This window comes from Pseudomonas sp. ATCC 13867, assembly GCF_000349845.1.
Taxonomy (GTDB): Bacteria; Pseudomonadota; Gammaproteobacteria; order Pseudomonadales; family Pseudomonadaceae; genus Pseudomonas.
The window spans coordinates 2,835,816-2,856,465 of the sequence record NC_020829.1 but is presented as its reverse complement, the minus strand read 5'-3'; the positions used below and the strand labels follow the sequence as shown (position 1 = coordinate 2,856,465).

Sequence of the window (20,650 nt, the reverse complement as noted above, 5' to 3'; positions counted from 1 at the left end):
GCGAGTCAGTCCAGCCGCTTGCGCGTCACCATCCGCGCCAGGCCCAGCAGGGCGACGGCGTAGGCGGCGAGGATGGCGCAGTTCTTGAGGATCATCGGCCAGAAGTCGCCGGCCAGGAACAGGGATTTCACCAGTTCCATGAAGTAGGTCGCCGGCAGCAGATTGCCGATCACCCGGATCGCGGTGGGCACGTTGCGCAGGTCGAAGATGAAGCCCGAGAGCATCATCGCCGGCAGGAAGCTGGCGAGCAGGGCGATCTGGCTGGCGAGGAACTGGTTCTTGGTCACCGCCGAGATCAGCAGGCCGATGCCCAGCGCCACCAGCATGTAGAGCATCGAGGCGATCACCAGCACGACGAAGGAGCCGTAGAGCGGTACGTCGAACAGGATGCGCGCGGCGAGCAGGCACAGGGCGAGGCCGATCATGCCGATGCCGAAGCAGGGGATGATCTTCGCCAGGAGGATTTCCACCGGCCGCACCGGCGTGACGAACAGCGCCTCCAGGGTGCCGCGCTCCCATTCGCGGGCCATCACCAGGGCGGTGAGGAAGGCGCCGACCAGGGTCATGATCAGCACGATCAGCCCCGGCACCAGGTACCAGGTGCTGGTGTTGGCGGCGTTGAACCACATGCGCTGGACGATGGTGACGGCGCCGCCCTGGCTCTGGGCGCCGGCGCTGCGGGCGGCCTGCTTCTCGCCCCAGCCGGCCAGGGCGCTGCCGACGTAGGTGGCGACGCTGGCGGCGCGGGTAGCGTCCGAGCCCTGCACCAGCACCTGGATTTGCGCGTTGCCGTCGCTGAAGCGGCGGGTGAAGTCCGAGGGTACCTGCACCAGCGCGTCCACCTCGCGGGACTTCATCAGCGCCTCGCCCTCGGCGAAGGAGCGTACCGGGTATGGCACCAGGTAGTCGGTGCGGCTGATGCTGGCGGCCACGTCACGGGCGATGGGCGAGGGATCGTCGAGGACGATGGCGACGAGGGCGCGCTTCACGTCCAGCGACAGGCCGTAGCCGAAGATCAGGATCAGCGCGATGGGCAGGCCGATGCCGATCAGCAGGTTGCTGCGGTCGCGCACCAGCTGCCGCACTTCCTTGCGGGTCAGCGAGGCGAGGCGCCGCCAGAAGCCACCGGCGCTCATGCCGCGCCCGCCTTGGCCTGATGGCGGTTGCTTTCGACGATTTCGATAAAAGCCTGCTCCATGTTCAGCGTGCTGCCCTGGCCGCCGGCCTGCTCGCGCACTTCCCGCGGGGTGCCCATCGCCAGCAGCCGGCCGGCGTCCTGGATGACGATGCGGTCGCAGTACTCGGCTTCTTCCATGAAATGGGTGGTGATGATGATGGTGGTACCGGACGCCGCCAGCGCCGTGATGCGCTGCCAGAAGCCGCGGCGGGCGAGGGGGTCGGCGCCGCTGGTGGGCTCGTCGAGGAAGAGGATTTCCGGTTCGTGGAGCAGGCCGACGGCCATCGCCAGGCGCTGCTTGAAGCCGCCGGGCAACTGGCCGCTGGGGGCATCTTCCTGGCCGCTGAGGTCGAATTGCCGGGACACCGCGTCCATCCGCTGACCCAGGCGCTTGCCGCCAAGGCCATAGGCGCCGCCGAAGAAGCGCAGGTTCTCGGCCACCGAGAGGTTGCCGTAGAGGGAGAACTTCTGCGACACGTAGCCAACCTTGCGTCGCGCCTGGGCCCGCGCGTGGCGTAGGTTGACCCCGGCGACCTGCAGCGTGCCGCTGGTGGCCGGCAGCAGGCCGCAGAGCATGCGGAAGGTGGTGGTCTTGCCAGCGCCGTTGGGTCCGAGCAGGCCGAAGATTTCCCCGCGGCGCACACTGAAGCTGGTGCTGGCCACGGCGGTGAAGTCGCCAAACTTGCGCACCAGATCCTTCACTTCGATCACCGTTTCGTTGTCGGCATGGCGATGCGTGCCAACCTTGAGCGACTCCATGTCCACCGCCTCGGCGTCGCTGCGGGCGCGCAGCAGGAACATGAAGCCGTCTTCCAGGCGCGCCTCCACCTGGCGTACCGGCGCGCCGTTGAGCATCCGCTCGAGTTTCTCCCGGTCGGCGTCGGGCCGACGGATGAAGCGCACCTCGCCGGACTGCGGCACGGCATCGACGATGTTCCGGTGATCCTCCAGCAGCCGCGCCTGCAGGGTGCGCGCGGGTTCGTCCGGCGGTGGCGTGGCGATGAAGCAGAGGTTGTCGGCGTGCTGGCGGATCGACGCCGGGTCGCCCTGGGCCATCAGTTGGCCCTGGTGCAGCAGGAAGACTTCGGCGCAGCGCTCGGCCTCGTCCATGTAGGAGGTGGAGACCAGCACGCTGAGCTGCTCCTGCTCGATCAACTGCTGGATGATCTCCCACAGCTCGCGGCGCGACAGCGGGTCGACGCCGACGGTAGGCTCGTCGAGCAGCAGCAGGTCCGGCGAGCGCACCAGCGTGCAGGCCAGGCCCAGCTTCTGCTTCATGCCGCCGGAGAGCTTGCCCGCCGGGCGTTCGGTGAAGCGCGCCAGGTCGGTCATCTCCAGCAGGCGCTGGTAGCGCTCGACGCGCTGCTGGTGCGGTACGCCGTGCAGGTCGGCGTAGAGGTCGAGATTCTCCTGGACGCTGAGGTCTTCGTAGAGGCCGAAGCGCTGCGGCATGTAGCTGATGCGGTCCTGCACCTGCTGCGGGTGGGCGTGGACGTCCAGGTCCAGCACCGAGAGCGTGCCGGCGTCGGCCTGCAGCAGCCCGGCGACCAGGCGCAGGAAGGTGGTCTTGCCGGCGCCATCGGGGCCGACCAGTGCGGTGAGCTGGCCGCGCGGGATGTCCAGGCTGATGTCCCTGAGCGCCTGTACCGTCTTGCCCGACTCTTTCACCAGGAAATGCTTGGCCAGGCCCTCGGCGCGGATGACGGGGCCTTCGTTGCGGCTTCCCTGAACAGGCGCCATCAGCGCGGCTCGTCGGCGAAGCGCACCGTGGCCGGCATGCCCAGACGCAGGCGGTTGTCCGGGTCGGCCACCAGCACGCGCACCTCGTAGACGAGGCTGGTGCGCAGCTCTTCGGTCTGCACCGACTTGGGCGTGAACTCGGCCACCGAGGAGATGAAGCCGACGTGGCCGTCGATGGCCTGGTCCGGGTGGCTGTCGGTGAAGACCCGGGCCTTCATGCCCGGCTTGATCCGCCCCAGGTTGGTTTCGCTGACGTAGGCGCGAATCCATTTCGGGTCGGTCAGCGCCAGGGCGTACACCGGGCGCTGCGGCGAAGCCATGTCGCCGGGTTCCAGCAGGCGCGAACGCACGGTGGCGTTCTGTGGCGCCTTGAGGTCGGCTTCGTCGAGGTTGTGCTGGAGCAGGGCGAGGTCGGCGCGGGCGGCGGCGAGTTGCGCCTCGGCCTGAGCGATGTCTTCCGTGCGCGGGCCGATCCGGGCCAGGCGCAGGGCTTTCTGGCGATCTTCCAACTGGGCCTGGGCGACCTTCTGCTGGGAGGTGGCGCTGTCGATGTCCTGCTGGCTCACGGCGCGGCCGCCGGGGCTGTTGGCGCGGATGTTCTGCAGGCGGCGCAACTGGGTGTTGGCGAGGTCGAGCTGGGCGCGTGCGGCCTGCTCCTGGGCGCGGGCACGATCGATGTCCTCGGGGCGCGAGCCGTTCTTCAGGCGCAGCAGGTTCTGCTCCTGGGCGGCGATCTGCGCCCGGGCCTTGTCGATCTGCAGGCGCAGGGTGCGGGTGTCGAGGCTGGCCAGCACGTCGCCGGCGTTCACCACGTCGCCTTCCTCGACATTCATCGTCGCGATGCGCTCGCTGCCGATGAAGGCCAGCGATACCTGGCGGATATCGACGTTGCCGTAGAGCACCAGCCCTTGCTCCTCACCTTCGCGAGACTGCAGGTACCACCATGCTCCACCCCCCAGCAACAGCACCAGAACGACGACCAGCAACAGCTTCTTCGGCATGAAGACCTTCCCTGTTTCGTGACAGCCCGGTGAAGGATAGTCAGTTATTCGCCCGCAGAGCAGCAAAAACGCCGCTACGGTGCGTCGCAGAGGGCCTGGATCACGTTTCGTCAGTTGCACGGCCGTGGCTCGGGATTGCTGTTAGCGTGGAGGGGCCACCTCAACGGGAGCGCTGTCATGAACGATCAAATGGAGAGTTCTCAGGCCGTCAAACAGTCCGCCTGCCTGCGTCGTGCGCAGTTGATGCAGTGGTTCGGCATGGTGATGTTCGTCCTGGCCATCGGCTTGGCCGCATTGACGGATTTCCTGGCCCGCCACGAAGGCATGGTGACCATCGTGCTCTTCGGCGGGCTCGGATTGCTGGCGATGGTGTCGGCGCGCTTCATCGCGATGGCTTGCCTGCGCAAGCAGCATCCGTAGGGCGTATAAGCGCGAACGGGTGGGCTTTTCGCAGGAGCGAGGGGGACGCCCAGTCCTGGCTCGCGAAGAAGCGCTACCGGCAGCTCCGGCGCTGGGCGGTTCGCGAGCAGGCTCGCTCCTACAACTGAACCGATGCATTACGCCCGCCAGCAGCAGTGCGATGAGTCCTGGCATCTCCGCATCCTCCCATTGGCTGTCCTCCCCCAGTGAACGCACCTTGGCGCCGGTCGCAGCGCGTGCCCGATGAGTGGCGCCACCGTCCTGTCATGAAATGAAAAGCCCCTGTCGTTCGATGTGAAGCGGCTTTCCGGCCCTCTCCCTAGAGTCCAATTCACGGGCATCCGCCCTTTAAAAAAACAAGACAGACAGGAGAATCCGGCATGGCCAAAGCCGTTCGTTTCTATGAGACAGGAGGGCCCGAAGTTCTGCGCTACGAGGACGTGGAGGTCGGCGATCCCGGCCCGGGGCAGGTTCGCCTGCGCCACGTTGCCGTAGGGCTGAACTACGCGGACACCTACTTCCGTAATGGGACCTACGCGGTGCCCCTGCCCAGCGGTATGGGCGTCGAGGCTGCCGGGGTGGTGGTGGCGGTGGGCGAGGGCGTGCACAACGTCGTGCCCGGTGACCGCGTCACCTACACCGGCTTCATCAATACCCTGGGCGCCTACAGCACCGAGCGCCTGGTGCCCGCTGCGCCGCTTATCCGCCTGCCCGAAAGCATCGCCTTCGAAACCGCCGCCGCGATGACCATGCGCGGCCTGACCTCGGCCTACCTGATGCGCCGCATCCACGACTTCAAGCGTGGCGACAGCATCCTGCTGCACGCCGCCGCCGGTGGCGTGGGCCTGATCGTCTCGCAGTGGGCGCGTCTGCTCGGCCTGCGGGTGATCGGCACCGTCTCCAGCGCAGCCAAGGCCCAGGTCGCCCTGGCCCACGGCTGCTCCGAGGTCATCGACTACAGCCGTGAAGACGTCGCCGCACGGGTGCGTGAGCTGACCGATGGGCGCGGCGTCGACGTGGTGTTCGACAGCGTCGGCAAGGACACCTTCATGTCTTCCCTGGATTCGCTCAAACGCCGTGGCCTGATGGTCTGCGTCGGCACCGCGTCCGGGCCGATCCCGCCGTTCGACCCGGTCCTGCTGGCGATGAAGGGCTCGATCTTCCTCACCCGCCCGGCGCTGGCCGACTACATCGCCGACCCGGTGGAGAAGGCCGCGCTGCTGGATGAGCTGTTCACCCACGTCGGCAATGGCGACATCCGCATCGAGATCAACCAGCACTACGCGCTGGAGGATGCCGTGCAGGCCCACCGCGACCTCGAGTCGCGCAAGACCACCGGTTCGTCGATCTTCGTCATCTGAGGTGACTCGTCATGCACGTGGAGCAACTGACTTGCAGCATCGGCGCTGAAGTTTCCGGCGTGAATCTGGGCGATGCCGCCCGCGACGATGCACTGTTCGACGAAATGCGCGGCCTGCTGCTCAAGCACAAGGTGCTGTTCCTGCGCGACCAGGACATCAGCCGCGCGGACCATGTGGCCTTCGCTCGCCGCTTCGGCGAGCTGGAGGACCACCCGGTGGCCGGCAGCGACCCCAAGCATCCGGGCCTGGTACGCATCTACAAGACCCCGGACCTGCCCAACGACCGCTACGAGAACGCCTGGCATACCGACGCCACCTGGCGCGAAGTGCCGCCTATGGGCTGCGTGCTGCGCTGCGTGGAGTGCCCGCCGGTGGGCGGCGACACCATGTGGGCGAACATGGCGCTGGCCTACGAGAACCTGCCGGCCGAGATCAAGAGCAGGATCGCCGAGCTGCGCGCACGCCACAGCATCGAGGCGAGTTTCGGCGCGGCGATGCCGATCGAGAAGCGCCTGGCGCTCAAGGCGCTGTACCCGGACGCCGAGCACCCGGTGGTACGTACCCATCCGGAGACCGGCGAGAAGGTGCTGTTCGTCAACGCCTTCACCACCCACTTCACCAACTACCACACCGCGCAGAACGTGCGCTTCGGCCAGGACGCCAATCCCGGCGCGCTGGACCTGCTGCGCTACCTGGTGAGCCAGGTCTACATCCCCGAGTACCAGGTGCGCTGGCGTTGGAAGAAGAACAGCGTGGCGATCTGGGACAACCGCAGCACCCAGCATTACGCGGTGATGGACTACCCGCCCTGCGTGCGCCGCATGGAGCGCGCCGGAATCATCGGTGACAAGCCGTTCTGACGCTCGAAAAAGAGCCCTACAAGAACAATCTACGGAGACTGACATGCAATTTTTCGACGATTCCCTGCACCCGGAAAACCAGGACAAGGTGGTCATCACCACCGCGCCCTACGGCCCGGAATGGATGCCCGAGGACTTCCCCGAAGACATCCCGGTGACGATGGACGAGCAGGTCCAGAAGGCCGTTGACTGCTACGAAGCCGGGGCCACCGTGCTGCACCTGCACGTGCGCGAGCTGGACGGCAAGGGCTCCAAGCGCCTGTCCAAGTTCAACGAACTGATCGCCGGCGTGCGCGAAGCCGTGCCGGACATGATCATCCAGGTCGGCGGCTCGATCTCCTTCGCCCCGGAAGGCGAAGGCGAGGCGGCCAAGTGGCTGTCCGACGACACCCGCCACATGCTGGCCGAGCTGACTCCGAAGCCGGACCAGGTGACGGTGGCGATCAATACCACCCAGATGAACATCATGGAGCTGCTCTATCCGGAGTACCTCAAGGGGACTTCCCTGGAAGATCCGGCCTACCAGGCGGCCTACAGCGAAATGACCGTGCCGGCCGGCCCGGCCTGGGTCGAGGAGCACCTGAAGCGCCTGCAGGCGGCGAACATCCAGCCGCACTTCCAGCTGACCGGCATGCATGCCCTGGAAACCCTCGAGCGCCTGGTGCGCAAGGGCGTCTACAAGGGCCCGCTGAACCTGACCTGGATCGGCATCGGCGGCGGCTTCGACGGTCCCAACCCGTTCAACTTCATGAACTTCGTGCACCGCGCGCCGGACGGCGCCACGGTCACCGCCGAGTCGCTGCTCAAGAACGTCCTGCCGTTCAACATGATGGCGATGGCGATGGGCCTGCACCCGCGTTGCGGCATCGAGGACACCATCATCGGCCAGCACGGCCAGCGCATGAGTTCGGTGGAGCAGATCCAGCAGTGCGTGCGCGTCGCCCACGAACTGGGCCGCGAGGTCGCCAGCGGCAAGGAAGCGCGCGCCATCTACAAGATCGGCGTGCAGTATGACAGCGTCGAGGAAACCCTGCGCATGAACGGCATGGCGCCCAACCGCCAGCCGGGCCAGAAGTCCGTCCCGCTGCGCGCGTGACAGGCTCCGTCCCGGGTTCTGCCAGTAACCCGGGACGGTTTTTATCCCAGAAGAACAACAAGTACCTGATTACTCGCCTGGAGAGGTAGCGTCATGGCCATCCACTCCGTCGCCCTGGGCGACATTTCCGCCACCACCCCCAGCGTGCCGCGCCGTTATGCCTGGGTCGTGTTCGCCCTGACCTTCGGCCTGCTGATTTCCGATTACATGTCGCGCCAGGTGCTCAACGCGGTCTTTCCGCTGCTCAAGAGCGAATGGGCCCTGAGCGACGCCAAGCTCGGCCTGCTCAGCGGCATCGTCGCCGTCATGGTCGGCCTGCTGACCTTCCCCCTTTCGCTGCTCGCCGACCGCTGGGGCCGGGTGCGCAGCCTGTCGCTGATGGCCATGCTCTGGAGCCTGGCGACCCTGGGTTGTGCCGTGGCGCAAACCTTCCCGCAGATGTTCGCCGCACGCTTCTTCGTCGGCGTTGGCGAGGCGGCCTACGGCAGCGTCGGCATCGCCGTGGTGATCTCGGTATTCCCGGCGCACCTGCGCGCCACCCTGACCGGCGCCTTCATGGCCGGTGGCATGTTCGGCTCGGTGCTGGGCATGGGCCTGGGCGGCGTGCTCGCGGCTCACATGGGCTGGCGTTGGGCGTTCGCCGGCATGGCGCTGTTCGGCCTGCTGCTGGCGCTGCTCTATCCGCTGGTGGTGAGCGAGAAGCGCATCGCCCCGGTGGCCGCCGCCGAGGCGCCGCGCCAGGCCGGCGGGCGCTCGCTGCGCAGCCTGTTCGGCAGCCGCTCGGTGATCGCCGCCTACCTGGGCAGCGGCCTGCAACTGTTCGTCGCCGCCGCCGTGATGGTGTGGATTCCCAGCTACCTGAACCGCTACTACCACCTGGACACCGACAAGGCCGGGCTGATCTCGGCGGTAATCGTGCTGGTCGGCGGCAGCGGCATGGTGCTCTGCGGCATCCTCTGTGATCGCCTGGGCCGCGCCAATCCGCCGCGCAAGATCGTCCTGGCCATCGGCTTCTGCCTGGCCAGTTGCCTGCTGCTGTCGGTGGCCTTCCACCTGCCGCCGGGTGCCGCGCAGCTGAGCCTGCTGGCCCTGGGCATGCTGGTCGCCGCCGGTACTTCCGGGCCGTCCGGCGCCATGGTCGCCAACCTCACTGCACCGGCCGTGCACGGCACCGCCTTCGCCACCCTGACCCTGGCCAACAACCTGCTGGGCCTGGCGCCCGGCCCGCTGCTCACCGGCGTGCTGGCCGACGCCGTGGGACTGGACCGCGCGTTCCAGATCGTCCCGCTGCTGAGCATCTTCGCCGCGCTGGTGTTCATCTACGCCCGGCGCCACTACCACAGCGATATCCGCCGCCTGCGCGGCGAGGAGGAGGGCGCATGATGCCGACGCTGAACCTGGACATGACCTTCGACTTCATCTGCCCCTGGTGCCTGATCGGCAAGCGCAACCTGGACACCGCGCTGCGCCTGCTGGCCCGGCAGCGCCCGGAACTGGACGTGCGGGTGAACTGGCTGGGGCTGCAACTGCTACCCCAGGTGCCGATGGAGGGCGAACCCTTCGCCGCGTTCTACCAGCGCCGTCTCGGCGGCAAGCGGGCGGTGCGTGCGCGCCAGTTGGAAGTGCGCGACGCCGCGCGGCAGGCCGGCGTGGAGATCGACTTCGAGCGCATCCGCAGCATGCCCAACACCACCTACGCCCACCGCGTGTTCCAGCGCGCCGCCCAGCTGGGCAGCCAGTCGCAGCTGGAGCGCCTGCTGGAACTGCTGTTCCGCGCGCACTTCCAGCTCGGCGAGGACATCGGCCAGCGCGACACACTGCGGCGCCTGCTGCGTGCCTGCGACTACGCCCCCGCCGAGTTCGAGGCGGCGCTGGCCGACGGTGCGCGCGCGTTCATCGGCCGCCGCGTGGGGCTGGTGGACTCCAGCGTGCCGCTGTTCCTGCTCGACGGGCGCGCGTTCGCCCTCGGCGGACAGAGCCCGGAGCAGTTGCTCGTGGCCTTGCTGCGGGCCTTCGATCGGCAGGAGGCGCTGTCGGCATGAGTGGCGCGCTGCACATTCCGCGTGAGCGACTGCCCGCACCGGGCGGACGCTCGCTGATCCACCACAAGAACGGCATCGTCCTGCTGTTCGACGTCGAGGGCTGCCTGTACGCCATCGACGACCGTTGCCCCCACGCCGGGGCCTCGCTGTACAGCGGCCGCCTGGACGGACGCTGGCTGCAGTGCCCGGCGCACGGGCTGAAATTCAATCTGGACACGGGTTGCCCGGCAGGCATCAAGGGTTTCGGCGTGCGCCGCTATCCCATCGAATGGCGCGCCGACGAGTGCTACCTGTTGCTCGACGAAGCAATCGCCGAGGAAGTTTCCGCATGAGCACCGCCGTCATTTCCGCACTCGGCACCCGCAGCCGCACCCTGTTGCCCGGACTGCTGGTCAGTGCGATGGTCGCCGCCGCGGCGACCTTCCTCTCCGAACACTACGGCGCGCCGGTGATGCTGTTCGCGCTGCTGTTGGGCCTGGCGCTGAACTTCCTCGCCAGCGACGGCCAGTGCAAGGCCGGTATCGAGTTCACCGCCCGCGAGATCCTCCGCCTGGGCGTGGCGCTGCTGGGCATCCGCATCACCTTCGGGCAGATCGCGGAGCTGGGCTGGCAGCCGGTGGTGATGGTCGTGGTGCTGGTGACGGTGACCATCCTGGTCTCCATCGCCGTCGCTCGCGCCATGGGCTTCAACTTCCTGTTCGGCCTGCTCACCGGCGGCGCCACGGCCATCTGCGGCGCCTCGGCGGCCCTGGCCCTGGCGGCGGCGCTGCCGGCCCACACGCAGAAGGAGAAGGCCACGCTGTTCACCGTGCTCGGTGTCTCTGCGCTCTCGACCCTGGCGATGATCCTCTACCCGATGATCGTTCACGCCCTGGGCCTGCCGCCGTTGCAGGCGGGCATCTTCCTCGGCGGCACGATCCACGACGTGGCCCAGGTGGTCGGCGCCGGCTACAGCATCTCGCCGGAAGTGGGCGACAGCGCCACGGTGGTCAAGCTGATGCGCGTGGCCATGCTGCTGCCGGTGATCCTCTGCGCGGCGATGATCACCCGCGCCCGGGGCGTCGAGCCGGGCGACAAGCGTCCGCCGCTGCTGCCCTGGTTCGCGGTGGGCTTCGTGCTGCTGGCGGCGGTCAATAGCACCGGCGTCCTCGCGCCGGTGGTGCAGCAGGCGGGCAGCAAGCTGTCGCAATGGTGCCTGGTGATCGCCATCGCGGCATTGGGCATGAAGACCCAATTGCGTGCCCTGGCCACGGTGGGGATCAAGCCGATCCTGCTGATGGTGGGGGAGACGGTGTTCCTGGCGGTGCTGGTGTTGGGGATGTTGCGCCTGGCGGGTTGATCGGTCGGTGCTGGTCGCTGCGCCTTATCGGCACCAACCGCGAGCTATGCCCGCGATGCTTTTCGGCTTTTGGGTTGGGTGTTTCTGCGCCGCTTCGGCGTGTGCTGATAGATTTTGTTTCGCCCCCCTCGGGCGAGTCACTTTCTCAAACGACAGAAAGTAACCAAAGGTCTTGGCCCCATCATCCGGGTCCCGCTTCGCGGGACTGATTCGCTTCGCTCACCCTTCGGGCCAGCCTGCGGCTGTTACTACGCTACGCTCCGTTTTCCTCGCTCCATCGAAGTTTCAGGGGCCCGAACTAGGCGTTCCCCCACGAAGGGCCATCCCTGGCCCATCGCGGCTCTCGGCTTTGGCTTCCTGCGTCGCTCTACCTCCTGCATCCATGCAGTCGTCGCGGCATCCATGCCGCTCAACCCCTGAAACTCCGATTCCACTCGGCCTCCTGAAGGGGCGTTCGGAGTGCACGGAGATTTCTCTGGAAGTCTTAGAGAGCCAGAGCTAGAGCGAAGCTGCGCTCCCGTAAGCGGACCTTGTCCGCGAAATCCATCGCGGCGGAATATGCTCCTATCGGAAAACACCTCCGCATGACGCCAGAACCTGTAGGAGCGAGCTTGCTCGCGAACCGTCCAGCTCCGGAGCCGCCAGGTAATCCATTCGCGAGCAAGCTCGCTCCTACGAAGAGCAGTCTGGCGCGCGGGCGAGGCCCGTCCCAGCGAGATATCACTCCAACTCCCGCCCCATATGCTCCCGCCGCCACGCCGCCGGCGACATGCCGTACTGGATGGTGAACCAGCGGGTGAACGAACTGGGCATCCCATACCCCAGCAGATCGGCAATCCGGCTGAGCGAATAGCGCGGGTTTTCCATGTAGCGCAGCACCAGTTCCCGACGCACTTCGTTGATCAGGTCGGAGAAGGTCACGCCGTTCTCCTCCAGCCGGCGCTGCAGGGTGCGGACGTTCAGGCCCAGCGATTGGGCGATCTGCTCGATGGTGGCGCGGCCCATCGGCAGCAGCAGGTAGATGGCCTTGCGCACTTCGTTCAGGGTACTGCCGTCGGTGGCTCCGGGCAGCGAGTCGACGAAGCTGCGCGCATGGCGGGCCATGGCCGGATCGGCCATGGGGTTGGCCGCGTCCAGGTCGGCCGCCGGGATCACGATGCCATTGAATTCGCTGCCGAACTCGATCTTGCAGCCGAACAGGCGCTTGTGCACCTGCAGGTCGGCCGGTGCGTCGTGGGTGAGGTTCACGCTCATCGGCCGCCAGTGCGGGCCGAGAAGGGCGGCGCAGAGGCGGTAGAGGGTGCCGATGGCCAGTTCGATGCCCTGGCGCATGGGCATCGGTGGCACGGTGATGATCTCCTCGCGCAGGATCGCGGTCTTGCCTTCCTGGTCGATGTACAGGGCCAGCGACTCATTGATCATGTGGCGGTACTGGACGATGGTGTTGATGGCTTCGCGCAGGGTCGCCTGGTGGCTGATCAGCAGGCTGATCACGCCGAAATCGGCGAGCTGACGGGATTCGGCCATGCGCAGGCCGAAGGTTTCGCAGCCGCAGGCGCGGGCCGATTCCTCCAGCAGACTCACCACCGGGGTGATGGGCACACGCTGCTCGGGATGTTCCAGCATGGACAGGCTCAAACCCACCCGGCTGAGCTGCTGCTGGGGGTTGAGGCCGAGGTGGCGGGCCACCTCCAGGTAGTTGGTCAGGGCCGCAATACGAACCATTGGGGTCATGCCGATCGCCTTCTTTTTCTTGTGTCTGCGTCACGCCGGGGTGGTGTCTGTCACGAAATGACAGGTGCCGAACCATCACCGGCGTGCGTTTGGCTTGGTCGATGACGACAGATTCTATCGGCGAGTTCAGCAAAGCGTGTACGAAGTTTTGCATCTCAGCCAGCGCCGTTGGGCGTCATCGAACAGGCCTAGCTCGCATGGCGCGTGGGATATGGCTGAGGAGCAGGGTGTCGGACGCCGTCGCCGCTGTCATCAATTGCGAAGTGCCTGACGTTCTATGCAAAGCAGCGTTGCCGGGCTGCCTCTACTGTCTGCTCCAACATGTTCGAAATAGCTGCAAGGTGACCCGGTGAAACACAACAACTCCACCACCGTCCTCATCGTTCCCGGCCTGCGCGACCACGTGGCCGACCACTGGCAGACCCATCTCCAGGCCCGCCTGCCCAATGCGCGCTGCGTACCGCCGCTGACCGAGGACAGACTCGATCTCGACGCCCGCGTCGCCGCCATCCAGCACGAGCTGGCGCAGATCGACGGCCCGGTGATCCTGGTCGCCCACAGCGCCGGCGTCCTGATGGTGGCTCACTGGGCGGCTCGCCATGACCGGCCGATCAAGGGCGCGCTGCTGGTGACCCCGCCGGACCTCGACGGCCCGTGGCCGGAGCACTACCCGAGCCCGGCGAGCCTCGCCGAGCGTGGCTGGGCGCCGTTGCCGCGGCAGCCATTGCCGTTCCCCTGCCTGGTGGCGGCCAGCGACAACGACCCGCTCGCCACGCCAGAGGCCGTGCAGCGCCTGGCCGACACCTGGGGCGCAAGCCTGGTGGCGCTGGGCCGCGTCGGCCACATGAACCCGGCGTCCGGCTTCGGTGACTGGCCGGAGGCGGACAACCTGATCCAGATGCTGGATCGCTGACCCCCGAAAGGAAGTTCACGCCCCGTCGCCTGACGGCGGGGCAGGCCCGCGTACGCCCCTAGGTGGCGCGGGCGAGGGCTGCGGGACGGGCCCGGATAGCGTCCCGATTACAACAAGAAACGGAGCACACGCATGCACTACCAGAGCAACTCACCGCGGCTGCGCCGCTGCCTGCTCGCCTCGGCGATCATCAGCGCCCTGGGCGGCACTTCGGCCCAGGCGTTCGAACTGAACACCGGCAACCCGGACATCGCTGTCCGCTTCGACAACACTGTCAAGCTCAGCTACGGGCAGCGGGTGGAAGCGGCCAACAGCAAGATCGCCGGCACCGCCAACACCAACGACGGCGACCGCAACTTTTCCGCCGGCAGCCCGGTGACCCAGCGCTTCGACCTGCTCAGCGAGCTGGACTTCGTCTACCGCGACAGCATGGGCTTCCGCGTCAGCGCCGCCGGCTGGTACGACAACGCCTACGAAGACGTCGGCTCGAGCAACCCGTTCCCCGGCCAGAAAGGCAACGCCGGCCACCTGGTCACCCAGAACGGCACCGTGATCGTTCCGCCCGGCGCCAAGGCGTCGACCCACGGCCTGAGCAATTTCGCCGACCGCTACTACAACGGTCCCTCCGGCGAGCTGCTCGACGCCTTCGTCTTCGCCAGCCACCAGGTGGGCGAAGACATGCTGCTCAGCGGCAAGCTCGGCCGCCACACCATCTACTGGGGCGAGACGCTGTTCAGCGCCGCCAACGGCATCAACTACGGCCAGTCGGCCCTGGACCTGGGCAAGCTGTACAACGTGCCGGGCACCGAGGCGAAAGAGCTGTTCATGCCGCGCAACCAGTTGTCCGCGTCGCTGACGGTGAACCCGGAGCTGACCCTGGCCGCACAGTATTTCCTCGAGTTCGAGAACTCGCGCTTCCCCGAAGGCGGCACCTACATGGGCCCTTACGACATGCTCAACGACGGCGGCAACGTCTTCTGGCTGCCGCTGCCGGCGCTCAACGCTTTCTACGGCGCGCCGCGCGGCCACGACCGCAAGCCGGACAACAGCGGCGACTTCGGCCTGATGGCCAAGTGGAGCCCGGAATGGCTCGACGGCACCCTCGGCTTCTATTACCGCAACACCTCCGACACCCTGCCGGCGGTGCTGGTGGACGCGCCGAACATGCACAAGCCCGGCCTCGCCGGCCTGCAGGGGATGAACTACTTCACCGCCTATGCCGACGACATCGACATCTACGGCATCAGCCTGTCGAAGGAAATCGGCGGGGTGAGCGTCGGCATGGACCTGAACTACCGCGAGAACATGCCGCTGGCGAGCAACTTCACCACCGTCAACGGGGCGCTCTACAACGCCGCGCAGCATGGGCTGATCAACGGCGCCAACCTGATCGGCGAGCTGCCCAGCGACGGCGAGACCGGCCTCGCCCGCGGCAAGACCTTCCACGTGGTGCTCAACGGCCTGGTGACCTTCGGCGCGACCCCGCTGTGGGACGCCTCGTCGCTGGCGGTGGAGGGCACCCTGACCCATCTGGTCGACGTCACCGAAGGCGAGCAGACCTTCAAGGGCGACTCCAGCTACCACGGCGTGGACAAGGTCACCACCAATGCCTACGCCATGTCCGCCAACTTCACCCCGACCTGGTACCAGGCCTTCCCCGGCGTCGACCTGTCCATGCCGCTGGCCTACAACGTCGGCCTGCACGGCAACTCGGCGGTGCAGCTGGGCGGCAACGAAGACGCCGGCAGCTACTCGGTCGGCGTGGCGGCGGACTTCCACCAGAAATACCGCGTCGACCTGAAGTACGTCGACGCCTTCGGTCCCTTCGATACCTGCGCAAGCGGACACGACAACAACACCCCGGGGGCCAATGGGCAGTACCAGTGCATCCCCGGGCAGATCACCTCGCAGGGCGGCCTCGCGCCCCTGCTGAAGGACCGCGGCATGGTGACCGCGTCCCTCAAGGCGACCTTCTGATTTCACCCCAGGCTCCTTACCCGGAGCAGGAGAAAAACAGCATGAACTTCACACCTACCCTGATCGCCACGGCCCTCGGCCTGGCCCTGTGCGGCGCGGCCCAGGCCGCCGTCTCGCCCCAGGATGCCGCCCAGCTGGGCTCCAGCCTGACCCTGGTCGGCGCCGAAAAGGCCGCCAGCAGCGACGGTTCGATTCCCGCCTACAGCGGCGGCCTGACCAGCGCCCCGGCCGGCTTCAAGGCCGGCGACAGCATGCGCCCGGACCCCTTCGCCGGCGAGAAGCCGGTGCTGGTGATCGACGGCAAGAACGTCGACCAGTACAAGAGCGAGCTGACCGCCACCACCGTCGAACTGGCCAAGCGCTACCCGAGCTTCCGCGTCGACGTCTACCCGACCCACCGCACTGTCGCGCTGCCGGATGCGGTGCTGGAAAACAGCAGGAAGAACGCGCTCGCCACCCAGTCCCTGGAAGGCGGCACCGCCATCGACAACGCGCTGCCAGGCGTGCCGTTCCCGATGCCGAAGACCGGCGCCGAAGCCATGTGGAACTTCCTGCTGCGTTACCAGGGGGTGAACATCAAGGCCAAGTACGACTCCTGGAACGTCGACGCCTCGGGTAGCGCGAATCTCGCCACCACCGGCCAGGCGTTCATCAACTACCCGATCTACGAGAACCTCACCCAGCCGGTGAAGGGCTCCGAGGTCTACTACCAGATGAAGCTGTACTACAGCGGCCCGGCCCGTCGCGCCGGCGAGGCGATGATGCTCAAGGACGCCGCCAACCCGCTGCAGCAGCCGCGCCGCGCCTGGCAATACCTGCCCGGCCAGCGCCGCGTGAAGCTGGCGCCGAACCTGGCCTACGACACCCCGAACCCTGGCATGGCCGGCGCCGGCACCTACGACGACGTGTTCGTCTTCAACGGCGCGCTGGATCGCTACGACTGGAAGCTGGTGGGCAAGCAGGAAATGATCGTGCCCTACAACACCTACCGCCTGACCTACACCAGCGACATCAAGCCGGTGGTCACGCCCAATCACCTGTCGCCGGACTATGTGCGCTGGGAGAAGCACCGCGTGTGGGTCGTCGAGGGTACGCTGAAGGCTGGCGCCCGGCACATCTACGCCAAGCGTCGCTTCTACCTCGACGAGGACAGCTGGGTGGCCCTGGCCTCAGACCAGTATGACGCCCGTGGCCAGCTCTATCGCGGCTCCTTCGCCTTCCTCAGCCAGAGCTACGACAAGCGCATCCCGGACGCCACGCCGTTCATGATCTACGACCTGACCGCCGGCTCCTACAACATCAATGGCGTCGTCGGCCCGTACGGCGGCATCACCTACATCGATCCGCTGGCCGCTACCCAGTGGTCGCCTGAAGCCCTCGCGGGCAGCGGCATCCGCTAAGCGGATGAGTCCGGTCGCGGCGGCTGGTGAAGCCGCCGCGCCTTTCCCATCGAGGTAGCCGTATGCAATTTCCCCTCAAGCTCGCCCTGGCCTGCGCCGGGCTGGGACTGGCGCTGCTCGCCGGTCACGCCGGAGCCGGCGAGTTCGTCGACGTGCTGGACCTGCCGTCGCAGCCCACCGCACTGGCCATGAGCAGCCCGCTGGCGGCCATCGCCCGCGCCGACAAGCGCCTGGTGGTGGTCGGCCAGCGCGGCCACATTCTCTATTCCGACAACGACGGCAAGGACTGGCGGCAGGCCGAGGTCCCGGTCAGCTCCGACCTCACCGCCGTGCGCTTCCCCACGCCGCGCGAAGGCTGGGCGGTGGGCCACGACGGCGTGGTGCTGCACAGCGCCGACGGCGGCGAACACTGGACTCGCCAGCTCGATGGCCGCGCCATCGGCCAACTGATGATCGACTACTACACGGCCCACCCCCAGGCGGATAACGAAACCCTGCTGGAGCAGTCGCGGCGCATGAAGGAGGAGGGGGCCGACAAGCCGTTCCTCGACCTCTGGTTCCGCAACGCCCAGGAGGGTTTCGTGATCGGCGCCTTCAACCTGATCCTGCACACCAGCGATGGCGGGCGCAATTGGGAGCCCTGGAACCATCGCATCGACAACCCGCAAGCGCTGCACCTGACCGCCCTGTCGGCGGTGGGCGACGAACTGTTCATCGTCGGCGAGCAGGGCCTGCTGCTCAAGCTCGACCCGCAAGGCCAGCGCTTCGTCGCGCTGGACTCGCCGTACAAGGGCACCTTCTTCGGCGTGCTCGGCAGGCCCGGCCTGCTGTTCGCCTACGGCTTGCGCGGCAACGCGGTACGCAGCGTCGACGGCGGCGTGAACTGGAGCGAGGTGGCCACCGGCCTTCCGGTCAGCCTCACGGCGGCCGGCCAGGGCGCCGACGGTAGCCTCTACCTGTTCAGCCAGGCCGGCCAGGGACTGGTCAGCCGCGACGACGGCGTCACCTTCAAGCCGCTGACCCTGGCCCAGCGCACGCCCGTCAGCGGCGCCCTGATCAGTGGCGACAGCCTGCTGCTGGTGGGCAATCGCGGCCTGCAACGCAGCGCGTTGCCGCTCACACAATAAGAAAGAGACAGCCTCCTATGGTCGACCTCAAGCAAGGGCAACTGCCCGTCATCAGCGATCTGCGGGACTTCGACGCGCACAGCGGCAGCCTGCTGGAACGCCTGGTGTTCAACCATCGGCTCCTGTTCATCGGCCTGATCGCCCTGGTCACGCTGCTGCTTGGCTGGATGGCGGTGACCCGCCTGGAGATCAAGCCCAGCTTCGAGAAGATGATCCCGCAGAGCCACCCCTACATCCGCAACTACCTGGAGAACCGTGGGGCGCTGCGCGGCCTGGGCAACTCCGTGCGAGTGGTGGTGGAGAGCCGCGACGGCGACATCTTCGCCCCCGCCTACCTGGACACCCTCAAGCAGATCAACGACCAGTTGTTCCTCAGTCCCGGCGTCGACCGCGCCTGGATGAAGTCGCTGTGGTCGCCGGCGGTACGCTGGACCGAAGTCACCGAGGAAGGCTTCCAGGGCGGCCCGGTGATGCCCGATGGCTATGCCGGCGACGCCGCGAGCATCGCCCGGCTGCGGCAGAACATCGCCCGCGCCGGCATCGTCGGCAGCCTGGTGGCCAACGACTTCCGTTCGAGCATGCTGGTGGTGCCGCTGCTGGACCACGACTCGGCCACCGGCAAGGGCATCGACTACCGGCAGTTCTCCCATCAGCTCGACGCGCTGCGCCTGAAGTACGAGTACCAGGGCGACCAGCGCGGCTTCGATGCCGGCGAGCCGGGCAAGGGCAACGTGCGCATCCACGTCATCGGCTTCGCCAAGCTGGTCGGCGACCTGATCGACGGCCTGCTGCGGGTGATGATGTTCTTCGGCCTGGCGGTGGTCTCGGCCTTCGTCATCATCCTGCTCTATACCCGCTGCCTGCGCAGCAGCCTGCTGGTGATCGTCTGCTCCCTGCTGGCGGTGATCTGGCAACTGGGCCTGATCGCCTGGCTGGGCTATGCGCTGGACCCGTACTCGATCCTGGTGCCGTTCCTGATCTTCGCCATCGGCGTCTCCCACGCCACGCAGAAGATGAACGGGATCATGCAGGACATCGGCCGTGGCACCCACCGCCTGGTGGCGGCGCGCAACACCTTCCGCCGCCTGTTCCTGGCCGGGGTCAGCGCGCTGCTCTGCGACGCCGTGGGCTTCGGCGTGCTGATGCTGATCGACATCCCGGTGATCAAGGCCCTGGCGATCACCGCGAGCATCGGCGTGGCGGTGCTGGTGTTCACCTCGCTGCTGCTGATGCCGGTGGCGCTGTCCTTCATCGGCGTCAGTCCGCGCGCCGCCGCCCGCGCCCTGCGCGAGGAGCAGCAGGAGGCGCGCGAGCAGGGCCTGGGGCGGCTGTGGAGCCTGCTCGACCGTTTCACCGAACGGCGCTGGGCGAGCATCGCCCTGGCGGTCGCCGCGCTGATCGGCGCCGGCAGCTTCCTGGTCAGCCAGCGCCTGCAGATCGGCGATCTCGACGCCGGCGCGCCCGAGCTGCGCGCGGACTCGCGCTACAACCGCGACAACGCCTACATCACCAGCCACTACGCGCTCTCCAGCGACCTGTTCGCGGTGATGGTGAAGACGCCCGCCGAAGGCTGCCTGAACTACAAGACCCTGATCCTCGCCGACCGCCTGGGCTGGGCGCTGCAACAGCATCCGGGCGTGCAGGCGAGCGTGTCGCTGGCCGACGCGGTGCGCCAGATCACCGCCGGCACCTACGAGGGCAACCCCAAGTTCGCCAGCCTGCAGCGCAACCAGGACGTGCTCAACTACTCGGCGCAGCAGGCCTCGGTGAATACCCCGGAACTGTTCAACACCGAGTGCTCGGTGATGCCGGTGATCGCCTTCCTCAAGGACCACAAGGCCAGGACCCTGGAGGAAGTGACGACCATCGCCGAGGACTTCGCCAAGGCCAACAGCACCCCGGACCGCCAGTTCCTCCTCGCCGCCGGCAGCGCCGGCATCGAGGCCGCCACCAACAGCGTGGTGCACCAGGCCAACCGCACCATGCTGCTGTACATCTACGGGGCGGTCAGCCTGTTCTGCCTGATCACCTTCCGCAGCTGGCGCGCGACCCTGGTGGCCATGCTGCCGCTGGTGCTGACCTCCATGCTCTGCGAGGCGCTGATGGTGTTCCTCGGCATCGGCGTGAAGGTGGCGACCCTGCCGGTGATCGCCCTGGGCGTGGGCATTGGCGTGGACTATGCGCTGTACCTGTTGAGCGTGCAGTTACAGCTGCAACGGGCCGGCTTCCCGCTGGCGATGGCCTACCAGCAGGCGGTGATCTTCACCGGCAAGGTGGTGGCGCTGGTGGGCGTGACCCTGGCCGCCGGGGTGATTACCTGGGCCTGGTCGCCAATCAAGTTCCAGGCCGACATGGGCATCCTGCTGACCTTCATGTTCCTCTGGAACATGCTCGGCGCGCTGGTGCTGATCCCGGCGTTGTCGCATTTCCTGCTGAACGACCGGAAGGGCTGAACAGCCGGTC

The 20,650-nt window shown here is 67.2% G+C and carries 17 protein-coding genes; 13 read left to right on the top strand and 4 right to left on the bottom strand.

Translation table 11 applies throughout. The features are described 5' to 3' along the window. Nucleotides 1-5: 5 nt before the first annotated feature. From H681_RS12785 to H681_RS12775, 3 genes are read right to left on the bottom strand one after another with little or no spacing between them, the layout of a single operon-like run. Nucleotides 6-1,136 (bottom strand): ABC transporter permease, encoded by a 1,131-nt coding sequence (locus tag H681_RS12785; protein ID WP_015477285.1) that lies wholly within the window; start codon nt 1,134-1,136, stop codon nt 6-8. Continuing rightward, on the bottom strand, nt 1,133-2,917 hold the full coding sequence (locus tag H681_RS12780; RefSeq protein WP_015477284.1) for an ATP-binding cassette domain-containing protein: 1,785 nt from the start codon (nt 2,915-2,917) through the stop codon (nt 1,133-1,135). The genes H681_RS12785 and H681_RS12780 overlap by 4 nt, the downstream gene beginning before the upstream one ends. Then, on the bottom strand, nt 2,917-3,918 hold the full coding sequence (locus tag H681_RS12775; protein ID WP_015477283.1) for an HlyD family efflux transporter periplasmic adaptor subunit: 1,002 nt from the start codon (nt 3,916-3,918) through the stop codon (nt 2,917-2,919). Before H681_RS12775 ends, H681_RS12780 begins: the two co-directional genes overlap by 1 nt. 177 nt (nt 3,919-4,095) lie before the next feature. On the opposite strand from H681_RS12775, the gene H681_RS12770 reads away from it, so the two are divergent. From H681_RS12770 to H681_RS12735, 8 genes are all read left to right on the top strand, one after another. Beyond that, entirely contained in the window at nt 4,096-4,338 is a 243-nt protein-coding gene (locus tag H681_RS12770) for a hypothetical protein (protein WP_015477282.1), read from the top strand. 380 nt (nt 4,339-4,718) lie between these two features. Then, complete coding sequence (locus H681_RS12765; RefSeq protein WP_015477281.1) at nt 4,719-5,699, top strand: quinone oxidoreductase family protein; 981 nt, start codon at nt 4,719-4,721, stop codon at nt 5,697-5,699. Nucleotides 5,700-5,710: 11 nt separating this feature from the next. After that, on the top strand, nt 5,711-6,559 hold the full coding sequence (locus H681_RS12760) for a TauD/TfdA dioxygenase family protein (RefSeq protein ID WP_015477280.1): 849 nt from the start codon (nt 5,711-5,713) through the stop codon (nt 6,557-6,559). Between the two features lie 43 nt (nt 6,560-6,602). Beyond that, the gene (locus H681_RS12755; protein WP_015477279.1) at nt 6,603-7,655 is read left to right on the top strand and encodes a 3-keto-5-aminohexanoate cleavage protein; all 1,053 of its coding nucleotides are present in this window, start codon (nt 6,603-6,605) and stop codon (nt 7,653-7,655) included. A 93-nt stretch (nt 7,656-7,748) separates the two neighbouring features. Next, nucleotides 7,749-9,038, top strand: a complete 1,290-nt coding sequence (locus tag H681_RS12750) for an MFS transporter (protein WP_015477278.1) — start codon at nt 7,749-7,751, stop codon at nt 9,036-9,038. After that, nucleotides 9,035-9,697, top strand: a complete 663-nt coding sequence (locus H681_RS12745; RefSeq protein ID WP_015477277.1) for a DsbA family protein — start codon at nt 9,035-9,037, stop codon at nt 9,695-9,697. The genes H681_RS12750 and H681_RS12745 overlap by 4 nt, the downstream gene beginning before the upstream one ends. Further along, the gene (locus tag H681_RS12740; protein ID WP_015477276.1) at nt 9,694-10,029 is read left to right on the top strand and encodes a Rieske (2Fe-2S) protein; all 336 of its coding nucleotides are present in this window, start codon (nt 9,694-9,696) and stop codon (nt 10,027-10,029) included. Before H681_RS12745 ends, H681_RS12740 begins: the two co-directional genes overlap by 4 nt. Further along, on the top strand, nt 10,026-11,036 hold the full coding sequence (locus H681_RS12735; RefSeq protein WP_015477275.1) for a YeiH family protein: 1,011 nt from the start codon (nt 10,026-10,028) through the stop codon (nt 11,034-11,036). The genes H681_RS12740 and H681_RS12735 overlap by 4 nt, the downstream gene beginning before the upstream one ends. Before the next feature lie 720 nt (nt 11,037-11,756). Here H681_RS12735 and H681_RS12730 read toward each other — a convergent pair. Next, nucleotides 11,757-12,761 (bottom strand): AraC family transcriptional regulator, encoded by a 1,005-nt coding sequence (locus H681_RS12730; RefSeq protein ID WP_015477274.1) that lies wholly within the window; start codon nt 12,759-12,761, stop codon nt 11,757-11,759. Between the two features lie 358 nt (nt 12,762-13,119). Here H681_RS12730 and H681_RS12725 point away from each other — a divergent pair, with 358 nt between their 5' ends. From H681_RS12725 to H681_RS12705, 5 genes are all read left to right on the top strand, one after another. Continuing rightward, nucleotides 13,120-13,683, top strand: a complete 564-nt coding sequence (locus H681_RS12725) for an RBBP9/YdeN family alpha/beta hydrolase (protein ID WP_015477273.1) — start codon at nt 13,120-13,122, stop codon at nt 13,681-13,683. A 132-nt stretch (nt 13,684-13,815) separates the two neighbouring features. Further along, nucleotides 13,816-15,660, top strand: a complete 1,845-nt coding sequence (locus H681_RS12720) for a DUF1302 domain-containing protein (protein WP_015477272.1) — start codon at nt 13,816-13,818, stop codon at nt 15,658-15,660. 41 nt (nt 15,661-15,701) lie between these two features. After that, nucleotides 15,702-17,060, top strand: coding sequence for a DUF1329 domain-containing protein (locus H681_RS12715; RefSeq protein WP_015477271.1), 1,359 nt, complete (start codon nt 15,702-15,704; stop codon nt 17,058-17,060). A gap of 62 nt (nt 17,061-17,122) precedes the next feature. Further along, entirely contained in the window at nt 17,123-18,187 is a 1,065-nt protein-coding gene (locus H681_RS12710; RefSeq protein WP_015477270.1) for a WD40/YVTN/BNR-like repeat-containing protein, read from the top strand. 17 nt (nt 18,188-18,204) lie between these two features. Next, the gene (locus H681_RS12705; RefSeq protein WP_015477269.1) at nt 18,205-20,640 is read left to right on the top strand and encodes an efflux RND transporter permease subunit; all 2,436 of its coding nucleotides are present in this window, start codon (nt 18,205-18,207) and stop codon (nt 20,638-20,640) included. Nucleotides 20,641-20,650: the final 10 nt, after the last annotated feature.

Coding starts and splice junctions, on each gene's coding strand:
- H681_RS12785 (WP_015477285.1), bottom strand. CDS start 1,136: ATGAGCGCCGGTGGCTTCTGGCGGCGCCTCGCCTCGCTGACCCGCAAG.
- H681_RS12780 (WP_015477284.1), bottom strand. CDS start 2,917: ATGGCGCCTGTTCAGGGAAGCCGCAACGAAGGCCCCGTCATCCGCGCC.
- H681_RS12775 (WP_015477283.1), bottom strand. CDS start 3,918: ATGCCGAAGAAGCTGTTGCTGGTCGTCGTTCTGGTGCTGTTGCTGGGG.
- H681_RS12770 (WP_015477282.1), top strand. CDS start 4,096: ATGAACGATCAAATGGAGAGTTCTCAGGCCGTCAAACAGTCCGCCTGC.
- H681_RS12765 (WP_015477281.1), top strand. CDS start 4,719: ATGGCCAAAGCCGTTCGTTTCTATGAGACAGGAGGGCCCGAAGTTCTG.
- H681_RS12760 (WP_015477280.1), top strand. CDS start 5,711: ATGCACGTGGAGCAACTGACTTGCAGCATCGGCGCTGAAGTTTCCGGC.
- H681_RS12755 (WP_015477279.1), top strand. CDS start 6,603: ATGCAATTTTTCGACGATTCCCTGCACCCGGAAAACCAGGACAAGGTG.
- H681_RS12750 (WP_015477278.1), top strand. CDS start 7,749: ATGGCCATCCACTCCGTCGCCCTGGGCGACATTTCCGCCACCACCCCC.
- H681_RS12745 (WP_015477277.1), top strand. CDS start 9,035: ATGATGCCGACGCTGAACCTGGACATGACCTTCGACTTCATCTGCCCC.
- H681_RS12740 (WP_015477276.1), top strand. CDS start 9,694: ATGAGTGGCGCGCTGCACATTCCGCGTGAGCGACTGCCCGCACCGGGC.
- H681_RS12735 (WP_015477275.1), top strand. CDS start 10,026: ATGAGCACCGCCGTCATTTCCGCACTCGGCACCCGCAGCCGCACCCTG.
- H681_RS12730 (WP_015477274.1), bottom strand. CDS start 12,761: ATGGTTCGTATTGCGGCCCTGACCAACTACCTGGAGGTGGCCCGCCAC.
- H681_RS12720 (WP_015477272.1), top strand. CDS start 13,816: ATGCACTACCAGAGCAACTCACCGCGGCTGCGCCGCTGCCTGCTCGCC.
- H681_RS12715 (WP_015477271.1), top strand. CDS start 15,702: ATGAACTTCACACCTACCCTGATCGCCACGGCCCTCGGCCTGGCCCTG.
- H681_RS12710 (WP_015477270.1), top strand. CDS start 17,123: ATGCAATTTCCCCTCAAGCTCGCCCTGGCCTGCGCCGGGCTGGGACTG.
- H681_RS12705 (WP_015477269.1), top strand. CDS start 18,205: ATGGTCGACCTCAAGCAAGGGCAACTGCCCGTCATCAGCGATCTGCGG.